The following is a 14,061-nucleotide window of genomic DNA, read 5'->3' on the forward strand; positions in this document are numbered from 1 at the left end:
GTGCCCAGATGCGAACCTCTCGTCGTCGAGCCGCAGTGATGCTATCCGCCGCCGTCTTCACGCTGCCCGGCGTGTTCGCGCCCAGCGGCGCCGCGGATCCGGCTGCGAGGGCGATGGCCTCCTGCGCTCCCGCCTCCGTCACGACCGCCCTGCCCGCCGGACTGCCGCTGCTCGACTGGTCGGAGAACCTGGGGTACGACGCGCAGGGCAACCTGTGGGTCTCTCGGCTCTACCGCAACGAAGTCCAGCGCTATGACGCCGCCGGCACGCTGACCGCGTCCGTCCCGATCGAATTCCCCGGTGCGGTCCGGCTCGGACCGGACGGACTGCTGTACGTCGTCTATGGCGACACACCGAGCAGCGCCGTGCGCCCTGGTGGCGTGGTCCGCTTCGACCCCGCGTCCAGTGCCCCCGAGCCCGCGGTGTTCGTGTCGGGTTTCGTCATGCCGAATGGCGCGGCGTTCGATTCGAGCGGCGACTTGTATGTCGCGACCCTGTCCGGGGTAGTGCGGGTTCACGCGGACGCCACCATCGATACCGGGTGGGGCAGGTCGGCGGCCGGCGTCGCGGCGAACGGCATCGCTGTGCACGGTGAGGACCTCTACGTGACGTCCAATGGCGGTCCGCTGGGCCGGGTCGTGCGCATCCCGCTTGCCGCGCCCACCGACCGGGTGACCGTCGTGGATCTGGCGTCGCCACTCGCTGGTGTCCCGGATTTCGCCGACGATCTGCTGGCCGACCCCGCTGGCGTGCTCTTCGTGACGACTCTCGCAGGTCAGCTGATCCGCGTCGATCCCGCCACCGGTTCCGTGTGCGTGGTGCTCAGCGGCCAGCCGATGACCTCGGTCGTCGCAGTTCCCGATCATCCGGAGGAAGTGCTCGCGGGCACCGAAGGCGGCGATATCGTGCGGATCCGCCTGTCCGGTTGACCGCGGCCGGGCGGCGCAAGCGGCGCGAAGCCCGAATTCCCCACTTCTCGGATGTCGGTCGCGGCGGCTGGCGTTGCGGCGGTCTGCCGACTCCCGCAAGCGGTAGCGTCAATCGCTTCGTGACGAGGGAGTTTCCACACCCGCACGCCGCGGGCAGCCGAGGTTCTTCGCCACTGAGTGATCCGGGTCGGGGCCGGTAGCGGTGTGCTTTGTTGGAGGGTGACTCCGATGGACGCCGTGGGCGTAACGCTCGCCGCGATCTCCGTGAATTTACGCGGCGGGAGCGGTCGCGGGCGGCGGCGGCGCGATCGGCTCGGATGGGCTGGCGGGTGCACCGGTTGTCCCCTCGGGGCCCGGCCTGAGCAGGCGGGTTTCCGGCGCTTGCGGCGCCGCGGGGGTGTAGGTCGGTTTGTCCGACACCGTGAACAAGCCGACTGTCGGCGTCATCACGCAGTGTGCGAACGGGTAGTCGATGATGCCCCACATCGAGGCGATGACCGTGCCCGGACCGCTCTTGACCGTCTTGGACAGCGAAGGGAGGTGGTACTCGGTGACATCGTCGAGCGCAGCGATGCCGCTGGCGCCGGTGTTCACGTTCAACCATGCGACGACAAGACCGGAGGCGAGCGGCGCGCCAGGGTGCGAGGGGGTGGCGCTGAACCGCAGCATGCCCGGCGCGACGTTCAGGTCCTGGGCGCCACCCGGCCCATCGGTGGTCGCCGCGGCGATGATCGTCGTGATCGGCCCGTTGCTACCGCAACCGAAAGTGGGGGCCGCGTAGGCGAATGGGGTGAAAGCGCTGGAGATATCGCGCAGGTGCGCGACGTCGACCAACGAGGTGTATTGCGAGATCGCCGCGACACCCGCCGCGGCGGTCGGATCGGTTCCGGCGGCTTCGGCGAGATTGTGCTGGCCTGCGTCCAGTGGTGTCCGAGGTTGTTCGGCGGCCGCCGTGCCGGAGAGGGTCAGGACCGCGCCGATGCCGAGAGCTGTCGCGGCCGTGACGGCGCGCGCGATGGTTCTGCCGTTCAAGTCGTACTCCTCGATACCAAACCTTACGTTGTCCCCGACCCCACGACCAGCAACGTACCAGCTCGGCGGGTCATTTGCCCAGGGATAGCGGTAGTAGCAGACCGGGAGACGGGGTGCGACACCTCGGCGTATCGGCGAGGTGCCGCGACGGTGATCCACTCGACCGCGGAGAACTACCGCGGGGTAGGTTCGACTAGGACGTACGAGACACACTGGGAGATGCGTATGAAACTATCCTTGTCCCCCGATGACGCCGCTTTCCGCGACGAACTGCGTAACTTCTATCGGACCGAGATCCCGGCCGACATTCGCGAACGCGCCCGCGATGGCCGCGAACTGTCCCGCGCCGACATCGTCACCACGCACAAGATCCTCAACGACCACGGCCTCGCGGTGCCGAACTGGCCGGTCGAGTGGGGCGGCAAGGACTGGACACCGATGCGTCGGCATCTCTGGCAGGACGAGATGCAGCTCGCCTCGGTCCCCGAGCCGCTGACGTTCAACGCGCAGATGGTCGGTCCGGTGATCGCCCAGTTCGGCTCCCAAGAGCTGAAGGAGCGCTTTCTGCCACCCACCGCCGCGCTGGACATCTGGTGGTGCCAGGGTTTCTCCGAACCGGATGCCGGGTCCGACCTGGCCTCGCTGCGCACCACCGCGGTACGCGACGGTGACTCCTACATCGTCAACGGGCAGAAGATCTGGACCACGCTGGCCCAGTACGCGGACTGGATCTTCTGCCTGGTGCGTACCGACCCGAGTGCGACGAAGAAACAGGCGGGCATCTCGTTCCTGCTGTTCGACGTGAAATCGCCTGGCGTCACCATCCGTCCGATCAAGCTGATCGATGGCGGTTACGAGGTGAACGAGGTCTTCTTCGAGAATGTTCGAGTACCTGCCGATCAGCTGGTCGGCGAGGAGAATATGGGCTGGACCTACGCCAAGTTCCTGCTCGGCAACGAGCGCACCGGTATCACCGGCGTCGGCCGCACCAAAGTCAAGATCGGTGTCGCGAAACAGCATGCGGCGCAGATCAGGTCCGGCAGCGGCACCCTACTGGAGGACCCGCAGTTCGCGGCGCGGGTCGCCGAGCTGGAGAACGAGCTACTCGCGCTGGAACTCACCCAACTGCGCGTGGTATCCAACTCGTCGGACGGACGGCCCAATCCGGCCTCTTCGGTGCTCAAGTTGCGCGGCTCGGAACTTCAGCAGGCGGCCACCGAGTTGCTGCTCGATATCGCGGGACCGGATGCCATCGCGGTGGCGGCGGACGACATCGCCTCGCCGGGCTGGGCGCAGCGGAGCGGCCCGAGCTACCTGAACTATCGCAAGACAACCATCTACGGAGGCTCCAGCGAGGTGCAGCGCACCATCATCGCCTCCACGATCCTCGGATTGTGAGGCGACACCATGGATTTCGATCTGACCGATGAACAGGTCATGCTGCGTGACACGGTCCGCGACCTGCTCGCGCGCGACTACGACGCCGAATCCCGGCTGAAGACCACCGATACCGAACTGGGCTGGAGCCGCGACGTGTGGCGTCAGCTCGCCGAACTGGGCGTGCTCGGGTTGAGCTTCGCCGAGGAGGACGGCGGCGTCGGCGCGGGTCCGGTGGAGACGATGGTCGTGCTGGAGGAAGTCGGCCGCAGGTTGGCGCCGGAGCCGATCGTGGACGCTGTCCTGGTTCCGGGTGGGCTCGTCGCGGCGGCGGGGAGTGCCGGCCAGCGCAAGCGCATCCTGCCGGAGGTGGCCGCGGGCGCGTGGTTGCTCGCGTTCGCCCATGCCGAGCCCGGTGTGCGGTGGCCGTCCGCCGAGCTCGCGACCACCGCCACGGCGCACGGGGACACATACACACTGACCGGCGTCAAGAATCCCGTCCCGCACGGCGACAGTGCCGACCAACTCGTAGTCAGCGCCGTACTGCCCGGGGGCGAAGTGGGGCTGTTCTTGGTCGCTCCCAACGCGCCGGGAGTTGTTCGCAAGCCCTATCGCACGGTGGACGGTCGGCGCGCTGCGCAGTTGGAGTTCGAGAGCGCGACGGCCGAACGCCTCGGCGGCGGCGAGGTGGACGCCGCCCGAGCGATCGCATCGGTACTTGGGTACGCGCAGGCGAGCCTGTGCGCGGAATCGGTCGGCGCGATGGCGGAGACGTTGCGGCTGACCACCGAGTACTTGCGGCAGCGTAAGCAGTTCGGTGTCACGCTGTCGAAGTTCCAGACGCTCACCCAGCGGGCCGCCGACATGTACGTCTCGCTGGAGCTCGCGCGCAGTATGAGCCTGTACGCCACGGCGTCACTGGCGGACGGTACCGACGACCCGGTGATCGCGTCCCGCGCGCGGTGGCAAGTCGGCCGGGCCGCGCGACACATCGGGCAGGAAGCGATCCAGATGCACGGCGGCATCGGCGTGACCTCCGAGTACCCGGTCGCGCACTACGTGGCACGGTTGACCGCCATCGAGCGCACGCTCGGCGGAGGGCTCGAACATCTGCGGGTGCTCAGCGACAGCATCGGCGATTACGAATTGCCTGAACTGTAACGGCCGGTGTGGTGGTGCGCGTGCTGGGCGCACCACCATGAATTGCTGGTTCGTCTCGCGCGGTGGCGACTCAGCGCTGCGGCGTGGTCGGCTCGTCGGGCGTCGGGTCGCGCGGTTCGATCGCGGCTGGTGGCCGCAGGTTCTCGGCGGAAGCCGCTCCGGCGGCCTCCGGTGGCTCGGCGGCGGTTGTGCTGCTGCTGAATCCGGCGAACGGGGTTGCGCGGCGCTGCTCGTACGGGGCGACCTTCCAGGTCGGCGAGGGTGGGATGACGACCCTGGGCGCGGTCTGGCCGGTGCTGCCCTCGCGGGCCACCGGCTCGATGTACTGACCGGCCTTCAGCGGCGGGGGCGGGACGTAGGTGTCGTGTCTGCCGACGCCGCACGCACCGATGAGAACGAGTCCGATGGAAACGGCTCCTGCGGCGACCGCCGGACCGGCGATCCTGGCCCTGCTTCTCTCCATCGGTGACACTCCTCGTGTGTATCGAGTGGCCTCACCCTAATCGAGGCTGGTCGGCCAGGCCAGGTGAGTCGGACAGGAACGCGCCAGGTGGCGCTGTCAAATAGTTGTAGTTCAGATATCGAATTGGTCTCTTCGGCGTGTCGCGGGCACGTGTCGCTGTCGTCTGGCGTCCCGGAGTCGTAGCGTGTGTGAGCAAAGTTACGCGTGAGACGCCCGTATCAGAATGAGAGACACGTTGTGTGAGAGCGTGGAAGTGGTTCTCTGACCGGCGTCATCGAGGAGTAGATGATGGGAGCTTACTCGACAACGTCGCGGCGGGGTTCATCCCGCGCCGCGGAAGATGCGGTGTCGGAAACTACGCCGCATCGGGTGTCGAATCGGCAGGTACGCAAGCTGTCCAGAACGGTGTCGCGGACCATGGCCTGGTTGATCTTCGTCGGCGGACTCGTCGGGGCGGTCCTCGGCATCGCCGGCCTGCACGTCGAAATCACGGTTGCCGGGCTCATTCTCGCGTGCACCGCGGGCTTGGTCCTGCTCAAGCTCCGCGCGGGTGGCGGCGAGGTGGACTGAAACGACCGGTCGGTCTCCGATGTGACGATCTCCCCGTGCGACGAAAAATCGCGGTGTACAACGCTTTAGACGCTTACCGTGGTGGGCATGAGGATCCAGATCACCACGGACGCCGCGGAGTTCCGTTCGCGGGTCGAGCCGTTTCTACTGCGTGATCCCCTGCGGCACACGGTGCTCACGACCAGCATCGCCAACCACGCGACGGGCATCGATTCCGTTGTCGGAGTTTCGAGGTTCCTCTCCGTGCACGCCGAGGACGCCGCCGTAGTCGGCGCCGCCATGCGGCTGGCAGACCACGACCTGTATCTCGGGGAATTGCCTCGTGACAGCGTGTCCGCGGTGGCTGCGGCCCTGGCCGAGGTGGCCCCTGACAGCGCGGGCGTGGAGGGAGTACTCGAGGTGGCCACCTCGTTCGCCCAACGGTGGTGCGAACTGCTCGGCCGGGGTTTTCATCAGTCCTATACGGTCCGGTTGCACCGTCTCGGCGAGCTGCGCGTTCCGTACGTCACGGGAACTGCGCGCCGGGCCGCCGAATCCGATGTCGCGCTGTGCCGTGCCTGGACCGAGGCGATGCGCGCGGAGTTGGGCATGCCGCCGCCCGGGTTGGACGAAGCCGCGATCCGGCGTCGGGTCGCCGCCGGACGCTGGTGGCTGTGGGAATGTGACGGCGAGCCGGTAAGCCTTGCCGCCCATCAGGTTCCCGTGCACAACTGGTCGCGGATCGGGCCGGTCTACACGCCGCCGGACGCACGCGGCCACGGCTACGCCAGCGCCGTGACCGCGTCTGTGGCGAAGTCGCTTCGGGCCGACGGCTTGGACGTCTGCCTGTTCGCGGACACGTCCAACAGCACGGCGAATCGGATCTACCGAACCATCGGCTTCCATCCGACCCACGAATTCGTGCATTACGCCTTCGATTAGGTAGACGTGTCCGACCGATCGGGGCGCAGGTCCGCGAGTTCCGCTCGGGCGTCACGCTGTTCCCGGCGTCGGATCGTTCGGTGGTTTCGGTACCGACGAACGGACGCGCGCTCAGTGCACCATCGGGCCGCGCGCCCCAACGCAGGCCCGCGTCAGTTCAACGGCGCCGAGCGCCACCAGCGCAACAGCTCGTTGATCGTCGTGGAACTGAAGCCGTCGGTGTACATCAGGAACTGAGTGCGGTCCGGATCACCGGTGAACGCGGTGACCATCTTGGCGCCATCATCGACGTATTTGTAGTTGGTGTAGGACTTTCCGCCGTTGGTGTCGTGCGACTCGGCAGCCTGTGCGGGCAGCCGGTTCAGCACGTTCTGCACGTCGGCGGGCGTTTTGTAGGCGTAGATGCGGTAGTACGGATCCTTGTTGTTGCCGCCCTTGTAGCAGCGCCACTGGGCCGCCCAGGTGCCGAAGTCCGGCTCGCCCTTGGACGGAGACGGTGGCGAACTCGCCGAGGCCAACCAGCACTCGGCGCCGTTGTACCCGACATCTGCGGTCTTGGACGCGGGCACCATCCGCGGGAAGGCCGCACTGATCGACTCCGCGGTGGGATCGACGAGGTTCGGTTTCACCGCGGACGTGGTGGTCGTGCCACCGTTGTTCGAGTTCGAGTCGGCGACCGTGCCGATGATGCCGAGCACCACCAGGATCAGGAGGACGACGCCGACCGCGAGGCCGATGATCAGGCCGTTGTTCGTCTTTCGTGGCGGTCCGGCCGGTGGGTATCGATGCGCGCCGAACGGTGGTGCGGGCGGCGCGTTGAAGGAGGAGAACCCGGATTGCGGGGGGTAGGCGTTGCCGACGTTCGGCTGCGGCGCCGAGCCGGAACGCGGTGGCTGACTCACCGGCGACGCGCCGGCCATCGGCCTCGGGCCCGTTGCCGGGCGCGGACTGCTGGCGACCGACTGCGGTGGTCCGGAGCCCGGCCAGGGTCCGCCCACCATCGGCATCGAGTGCCTGCTCGGAGCGGTCAGCGCGTGCATGGCGGCCGCGGCGAGGTCCGCGCAGCTGGCGAACCGGTCGTCGGGACGCTTGGCCATCGCCCTGGCCAGCACGCCGTCCAGCGAGTAGGGCAGGCCGGGGCGAACGCTGCTCAGCGCGGGCGGGGAACCCTGCAGATGCCCCTGGATCACCGCGGCGGGGTTCGTCGCCGAGAACGGGCCGGTCCCGGTGAACAGCCAGAACATCGAGCAGGCCAGTGAGTATTGGTCGGACCGGTGGTCGAGCGAGGCACCGGTCAGCTGCTCGGGCGAGGCGTAGGCGAGGGTCGCGGTGAAGGTGCCGGTCTGGGTGAGATGACCGGTGTCGTCGCGCAGTCGCGCGATACCGAAGTCTGTGAGGTACACCCGCTCTCCGCGGCCGGGACTGGAGCGGGCCAGCAGGATGTTGGCGGGTTTCACGTCACGATGCAACACACCGCTGCCGTGCGCATGATCCAGCGCGTCCGCGGTCTCCTTGATGATCTGCACCGCGCGTTCGGGCGGAAGTAATGTCGGTTCCACCGAGGCGGCGTCGATGCCATCGACGTACTGCATCGAAATCCACAGCTGTTCGTCCTCGACTCCACGGTCGTACACCGTGACGATGTTCGGATGATCGAGCTGGGCGACCAGATCCGCCTCCCGCTCGAACCGCGCCCGCAGCTCCTTGTCGAAAAACAACTCCCGGTTCAGCAGTTTCAGCGCGGTCAGGCGCGGCAGCCGCGGATGCTTCGCCAGGTATACCGATCCCATGCCTCCGCGGCCCAGTTGCCGCTCGATGACATAGCCGGCGAAAACATCACCGCTGGCCAGCATGACTGCTCCACTTCCCGCCGCGCGCCGGGACCCGCCGGCGAACAGGCGTACAGCATAAGAACGCGTGGTCCGAGCCACGCTCCAGCACGGAAAACATCGAAACCATAGCAGCAGGTGCCGGATGACAGGTCGTGCGTCGGTTCGGGTTCGTGGCGGGTGATCGGCGACAACCGAGAACTGTCGGTGGGGGGCGCGGATCGGGTAATTGCCGGTGCCCGGCCGAGCCCGGCCGCCTCCGCAGGTCGGGCAGCTCGATCGTGCCGGGGTGCGCAGTGCGCCGCGGCGGCGGGAAACTCGGCCGCGGTCGCGGCGCCGGTTCTCGCGGCATCGCGTGGTGCGTCGCCGCGGGCTGCCATGGCACGGTCGGGGGCGCCGGAGGATGTGTCCGCGATGGTGTGACGTGCCGGTCGGCATTCATGTCGAGATGCCGAGGGGGCGAGCCGGCGGCGAGGGCGTGCCCGGCCGCGGCGGCGAACTCCGTGCAACTGGCGAACCGATCGGCCGGGCGCTTCGCCATGGCGCGTGCCAACACCGGATCCAGCGTGGCGGGCAGGCTGGGGCGCGCTCTGCTCAGCAGCGGAATCGGGGCATAGATATGGCTGTTCACCACGGCCGCCGGGGTGGCAGCGGGATAGGGGGCCGTGCCGGTAAGCATCCAGAACAGCGTGCAGGCTAGCGAATACTGGTCGCCTCGGTCGTCCAGTGGCTGGCCGGTCAGCTGTTCCGGCGCGCCGAAGGCCAGGGTCGCGGTAATCGAGCCGGACGAGTCGATCGCGGGGTCGGCGCCACGCACACCCGCGATGCCGAAGTCGGTCAGCAGTACCCGCTCCTGCTGTCCGATCGGCGCCTTGGCCAGCAGGATGTTCGCCGGTTTCACATCGCGGTGCAGCACCTGGTTGGCGTGGGCGAAATCGAGCGCGGCCGCGGTGTCGGTGGCGATCTGCACCGCGCGGCCGGGCGCGAGTACGTTGACGTCCGCGCAGGAGGCGTCCGCGCCGGGCACGTATTGCATGGAGATCCACAGCTGGCGGTGCTCGGCGCCGCGGTCGTACACCGTGACGATGTTCGGGTGGTCCAGCCGTGCGACCAGGTCGGCCTCGCGTTCGAAGCGGCGGCGACTGTCCACGTCGGAGTACAGCTCACGGTTGAGCAGTTTCAGCGCCGTCAGGCGCGGCAGCCGGGGATGTCGCGCCAGGTAGACGGTGCCCATGCCACCGAAACCGAGCACTCGCTTGATGACATAGCCGGCGAAGACGTCGCCGTTCTGCAACACCGTATGCACCCCCTCATCGTGTCGAGCATGCGGATACCAACGATGTATCTCGCTGGGCCAGCAGGATGCAACAACGGCGGTGCATCCGCAGGGCGCCGTCGGTCGCGCCTTCCGCGGTTCGGCCCGCGCGGGCTACGGGCGGAGTTCGTCCGACCGTGCCCTTAGGCTGACCCTATGCGCATTGGAGCACATGTCCGGCTCGACAGCGACCCGATCGGCTTCGGTGAGAAACTGGGTGCCGACGTCATCCAGATGTTCGTCGTCGATCCCCAGAGTTGGGACAAGCCGACCCCACATCCGCGGACCGAGGAGATCCTCGCGAGTCCGATCGATGTCGTGGTGCATTCCTCTTACCAGATCAACGTGGCAAGTCTGAACAATCGGCTGCGGATGCCCTCGCGCAACGCGGTGGCGCAGCAGGCGAAGGCGGCCGCCGAGCTCGGTGCGTTCGGCCTGGTAGTCCACGGCGGCCATGTGCGTTCGGACGCCGAAGTGGAAACCGGAATCGACAACTGGCGCAAGCTGTTCGAGCGCCAGCAGGACAAGGGCGGCTTCGCGGTGCCGATTCTGATCGAGAACACCGCGGGCGGAAACCACGCCATGGCCAGGCACTTCGACATGATCGCGCGGCTGTGGGACGCGGTCGGTGGGTACGGCGCGGGTTTCTGCCTGGACACCTGCCACGCCTGGGCCGGTGGCGAGGAGTTGCTCGGCGTCGTCGACCGGATCAAGGCGATCACCGGCCGCATCGACCTGGTGCACCTGAATTCCTCCCGGGACGAGTTCAACTCCGGCGCCGACCGGCACGCCAATTTCGCCGACGGAACGATCGATCCGCAGTTGCTCGCCGAGGTATGTTCGACGGCCGACGCCCCGGTGATCTTGGAGACCCCCGCCGACGGCGTCGCGGACGATCTGGCCTACCTGCGCGAACACCTGGCCTGATCGTCCCCGTCGCGATCAGAATGTGGCGTGGCGTCGCGCCGCGGCGGGTCGGTGGACGCGCCCGAATCAGAGCTGTGGTTTACCGGCCGGGTCACGCATCCGACCGGGTCGGCCCCGGTCTGTCTCGCCGTGGCCGTGCGCCGAGGTTCACGCCGAGTCCGTTGCGGGATGGTCCACACTGGTGACCATGAGTATTCGGCCGCTGGACGGGGTGCGCGTCCTGGAACTCGGCAACTACATCGCCGCGCCGACCGCAGGGCGCATCCTCGGCGACTTCGGCGCCGAGGTGATCAAAGTGGAACGGCCGAAAGCCGGTGACGAGCTGCGCAACTGGCGGCTCTACGGTGGCGACACCTCGATGCTCTACCGGACCATCAACCGCAACAAGAAGTCCATCACGCTGGATTTGCGCACCGAGGCGGGGCGCGGCATCGTGCTCGATCTGATCCGGCACTGTGATGTGCTGCTGGAGAACTTTCGGCCGGGCATGCTGGAGAAGTGGGGTTTGGGGCCCGACGTGGTGAACGAGGCGAATCCGGAGCTGGTGATCACCAGGATCTCCGCTTACGGGCAGACCGGTCCGCTGTCCGCACGCCCCGGTTTCGCCGCGGTGGCCGAGGCGGTCGGCGGCCTGCGGGAGCTGGTCGGTGACCCGGATCGTCCGCCGGTGCGCACCGGTGTCTCGATCGGCGATTCCATCGCCGGCATCTACGCCGCGTTCGGCACCGTGATGGCATTGTTCCAGCGCGAACGCCGCAGCACCGGGGACGCGCCGGCACCGTTGCGGGAGCGCGTGATCGATGTGGCACTCAACGAGGCGATCCTGTCGGTGATGGAGTCGCTGGTGCCGGATTATCTCGCCTACGGCATCCAACGTGAACGCGTCGGTGGCCGGATGGAGGGCATCGCGCCGAGCAACGCCTACCCGTGCGGTGATGGAACCAGCATCATCATCGGCGGTAACGGCGACGCCATCTTCCAGCGCTACATGGCCGTCATCGACCGGCCCGACCTGGCTGCCGACCCGGACCTGCGGGACAACGCCGGCCGCTGGCGCGAGCGCGAGCGGCTGGACGCGGCCATCGGCGAGTGGACGATCCGGCACACCCGCGCCGAGGCGCTCACCCTGTTGGAGGCCGCCGCCATTCCCTGCGGGCCGATCTACACCGCCGCCGACATCGTGGTCGACGAGCAGTATCGGGCGCGCAACATGATCCAGCCGTTCGCCGTCGATGTCGGCGAACCGGAGCCGAAGACGGTCGGTTTCCCCGGCATCGTCCCGGTGATCGGTGCGCAGTCCCTCCCCATCCGCACGGTCGGGCCCGACTTGGGGGAACACACCCGCGAGGTATTGTCCGAGTTGCTCGGCATGAGCGAGGCCGAGATCGACGCGCTGGGGGTGTTATGAACACACGGTCACACGATCGCAGGCGACCCGAGGGTCGTGGGGCACGGGAACTGCGATCGCCGGGCAGCAGCCGACCGGTGGTGCAACCGAATCCGACCGGAGCGGGGGAGAAACCGTGGGGCGGCGTGATGTGCGGCCGTCGCCACGTGCGGGAACAGCGATGACCGCGCCTGTCCTGCGCGACGTGACGCTGCGCGACGGGCTGCAGTTGACCGGCAAGCTATTGCCGGTCGGGCGCAAGGTGGCGGTGGTTCGCCGCCTGCTCGCACTCGGAGTGCCCGCGGTGGAGATCGGCTCCATGGCGCGGCCGGACCTGGTGGCGCCGATGGCGAACACGATGGAACTCGTCGCCGCGTTGACGCCCGAAGAGCTGCGACACTGCTGGGTGTGGGTGGCCACCCCGCGGCACGTCGAGAAGGCCGCCGCCGCGGGCGTGCGCAACTTCCAGTACTGCCTGTCGGTGTCGGATGCGCACAACCGGGCCAACCTCGGGCGCGGCACCGAGGACAGCCTCGCCGCGATGCCGGAGGCGATCCGGCTGGCCGAATCGGTGGGCGGGTCGATTCAGCTGTGTCTGGCAACGGCTTTTACCTGTCCGTTCGACGGTCCCGTCGATCCAGAGCGGGTGCTGGCCATCGCGTGCGACCCGCGTACAGCGGGTGCGGACGACATCGTTCTCGCCGACACGCTCGGGCAGGCGTATCCCGGTCAGATCGCCGCACTCGTCACCGCGGTGCGGGAACGAACACCTCGGCGGCGCATCGTCTTCCACGGTCACGACACCTGGGGGATGGGCGTGGCCAATACCCTCGCCGCGGTCGCGGCCGGCGCGGACATGGTCGACGGGGCCCTCGGTGGCCTCGGAGGTTGCCCCTTCGCGCCGGGTGCGAGCGGGAATACCGCCTCCGAAGACATTCTGTTCGCGACCAGGCCGCAGTGGTTCACCCCGGCGACACTGGCCGCGCTGGTGGCCCTGTCGGAGGAGTTGCTCACCGAACTCGGCGAATCCAACCGTTCCCGTGCCGCCGAGGGCGCACTGTCCAAGGCGGCTGCCTTCGAGTGGGTTGTCAACTGAATTCGGACCTGAGCGGCCCCGCGCGCTCGCCGGGTGCAGTCGCTGCTCGCATCGACCGATCGCGGACTCCGAGCCCTTGATAGTCATGGGCATGGGCAGCCTGCCGGGCATGTCCCTCGAGACGAGTTCTGCCGTGCATGTGCTGGCTGGGGAGCCCGGTCAGGAGGGTCTCCGGCGCCCGCTCCGGCGGTGCGCTGGAGCGAGTCGGGGACTTCCCTGATGGGCGCGCAAGCGCGAACCTGTAACACTGGACCCATGACTTCGCAAGCCATCGGCGCCGAAACCGCCGAGACGACGGCTCCGACCGATGTCGCGGCCAACGCTATCGCCCTGACCAAGGTCTACGGATCGGGAGATACCCAGGTCAGGGCGCTGGATGGCGTATCGGCCGAGTTTGCGAAGGGGGAGTTCACCGCGATCATGGGCCCGTCCGGATCGGGTAAATCGACCCTGATGCACTGCTTGGCCGGGCTCGACAGTGCCACTTCCGGATCGGTCCGGATCGGGGACACCGATCTCACCACCCTGTCCGACAAGCAGATGACGCGGCTGCGGCGGGACCGCATCGGCTTCGTCTTCCAGGCGTTCAACCTGGTGCCGACGCTCACGGCACTGGAGAACATCACGCTGCCGCTGGACATCGCCGGGCGCAAACCGGACCAGGAGTGGCTGGATACCGTTCTGAAGCGACTCGGGCTGACCGATCGGCTCACCCACCGCCCCAGCGAGTTGTCCGGCGGACAGCAGCAGCGCGTGGCGTGCGCGCGGGCGCTCGCGGGCAAGCCGGAGATCATTTTCGGTGACGAGCCGACCGGCAACCTGGACTCCCGTGCCTCGGAGGAGGTGCTCTCGATCCTGCGCGCCGCGGTGGACGAATTCGGGCAGACGGTCGTCATCGTCACCCACGAGCCGCATGCGGCTGGGTTCGCAGACCGGGTGATCTTCCTCGCCGATGGTTGCATAGTGGACGAACTGCGCGATCCGACCGCGGACACCGTACTGGACCGGATGAAGTCGTTGGAGCAGGCGTGATCGGGCTGTTGCGGAAGAACCT

General features: G+C 67.9%; 13 protein-coding genes. 9 read left to right on the forward strand and 4 right to left on the reverse strand.

Translation table 11 applies throughout. From position 1 onward, the window contains the following. Nucleotides 1-8 precede the first annotated feature (8 nt). The gene (locus AB0C34_RS00260) at nucleotides 9-929 is read left to right on the forward strand and encodes a hypothetical protein (RefSeq protein ID WP_357065671.1); all 921 of its coding nucleotides are present in this window, start codon (nucleotides 9-11) and stop codon (nucleotides 927-929) included. A 270-nt stretch (nucleotides 930-1,199) separates the two neighbouring features. Here the strand turns inward: AB0C34_RS00260 and AB0C34_RS00265 are convergent, their stop codons facing one another. Further along, nucleotides 1,200-1,961: a hypothetical protein gene (locus tag AB0C34_RS00265; RefSeq protein WP_357065674.1), complete on the reverse strand. Its 762-nt coding sequence runs from the start codon at nucleotides 1,959-1,961 to the stop codon at nucleotides 1,200-1,202. A 225-nt stretch (nucleotides 1,962-2,186) separates the two neighbouring features. Here AB0C34_RS00265 and AB0C34_RS00270 point away from each other — a divergent pair, with 225 nt between their 5' ends. Continuing rightward, nucleotides 2,187-3,359 (forward strand): acyl-CoA dehydrogenase family protein, encoded by a 1,173-nt coding sequence (locus AB0C34_RS00270; protein ID WP_357065677.1) that lies wholly within the window; start codon nucleotides 2,187-2,189, stop codon nucleotides 3,357-3,359. A gap of 9 nt (nucleotides 3,360-3,368) precedes the next feature. Beyond that, nucleotides 3,369-4,499 (forward strand): acyl-CoA dehydrogenase family protein, encoded by a 1,131-nt coding sequence (locus tag AB0C34_RS00275; RefSeq protein ID WP_357065679.1) that lies wholly within the window; start codon nucleotides 3,369-3,371, stop codon nucleotides 4,497-4,499. Nucleotides 4,500-4,569: 70 nt separating this feature from the next. Here AB0C34_RS00275 and AB0C34_RS00280 read toward each other — a convergent pair whose 3' ends face one another. Then, the gene (locus AB0C34_RS00280; protein ID WP_357065682.1) at nucleotides 4,570-4,962 is read right to left on the reverse strand and encodes a hypothetical protein; all 393 of its coding nucleotides are present in this window, start codon (nucleotides 4,960-4,962) and stop codon (nucleotides 4,570-4,572) included. A gap of 345 nt (nucleotides 4,963-5,307) precedes the next feature. Between AB0C34_RS00280 and AB0C34_RS00285 the strand changes: the two genes are divergently transcribed. Together AB0C34_RS00285 and AB0C34_RS00290 are read left to right on the forward strand one after the other, a co-directional pair. After that, nucleotides 5,308-5,532: a hypothetical protein gene (locus AB0C34_RS00285; RefSeq protein WP_357065685.1), complete on the forward strand. Its 225-nt coding sequence runs from the start codon at nucleotides 5,308-5,310 to the stop codon at nucleotides 5,530-5,532. Nucleotides 5,533-5,619: 87 nt separating this feature from the next. Further along, nucleotides 5,620-6,453, forward strand: coding sequence for a GNAT family N-acetyltransferase (locus tag AB0C34_RS00290; protein WP_357065688.1), 834 nt, complete (start codon nucleotides 5,620-5,622; stop codon nucleotides 6,451-6,453). A gap of 152 nt (nucleotides 6,454-6,605) precedes the next feature. Here AB0C34_RS00290 and AB0C34_RS00295 read toward each other — a convergent pair whose 3' ends face one another. After that, entirely contained in the window at nucleotides 6,606-8,306 is a 1,701-nt protein-coding gene (locus tag AB0C34_RS00295; RefSeq protein WP_357065691.1) for a serine/threonine-protein kinase, read from the reverse strand. Further along, nucleotides 8,290-9,588, reverse strand: coding sequence for a serine/threonine-protein kinase (locus AB0C34_RS00300; RefSeq protein WP_357065693.1), 1,299 nt, complete (start codon nucleotides 9,586-9,588; stop codon nucleotides 8,290-8,292). The genes AB0C34_RS00295 and AB0C34_RS00300 overlap by 17 nt, the downstream gene beginning before the upstream one ends. A gap of 165 nt (nucleotides 9,589-9,753) precedes the next feature. On the opposite strand from AB0C34_RS00300, the gene AB0C34_RS00305 reads away from it, so the two are divergent. The 4 genes from AB0C34_RS00305 to AB0C34_RS00320 all read left to right on the forward strand — a co-directional run bounded on the left by AB0C34_RS00305 (nucleotide 9,754) and on the right by AB0C34_RS00320 (nucleotide 14,039). Next, the gene (locus AB0C34_RS00305) at nucleotides 9,754-10,524 is read left to right on the forward strand and encodes a deoxyribonuclease IV (RefSeq protein WP_357065696.1); all 771 of its coding nucleotides are present in this window, start codon (nucleotides 9,754-9,756) and stop codon (nucleotides 10,522-10,524) included. Between the two features lie 187 nt (nucleotides 10,525-10,711). Then, nucleotides 10,712-11,932: a CoA transferase gene (locus tag AB0C34_RS00310; protein ID WP_357065699.1), complete on the forward strand. Its 1,221-nt coding sequence runs from the start codon at nucleotides 10,712-10,714 to the stop codon at nucleotides 11,930-11,932. A 160-nt stretch (nucleotides 11,933-12,092) separates the two neighbouring features. Next, complete coding sequence (locus AB0C34_RS00315) at nucleotides 12,093-13,007, forward strand: hydroxymethylglutaryl-CoA lyase (RefSeq protein WP_357065701.1); 915 nt, start codon at nucleotides 12,093-12,095, stop codon at nucleotides 13,005-13,007. Between the two features lie 255 nt (nucleotides 13,008-13,262). Beyond that, nucleotides 13,263-14,039 carry an ABC transporter ATP-binding protein gene (locus AB0C34_RS00320; RefSeq protein ID WP_357065704.1) on the forward strand — a complete coding sequence of 259 codons (777 nt, stop codon included), beginning with the start codon at nucleotides 13,263-13,265 and terminating at the stop codon, nucleotides 14,037-14,039. Nucleotides 14,040-14,061 lie beyond the last annotated feature (22 nt).

The organism is Nocardia sp. NPDC049220 (genome assembly GCF_040647855.1).
Taxonomy (GTDB): domain Bacteria; phylum Actinomycetota; class Actinomycetes; order Mycobacteriales; family Mycobacteriaceae; genus Nocardia.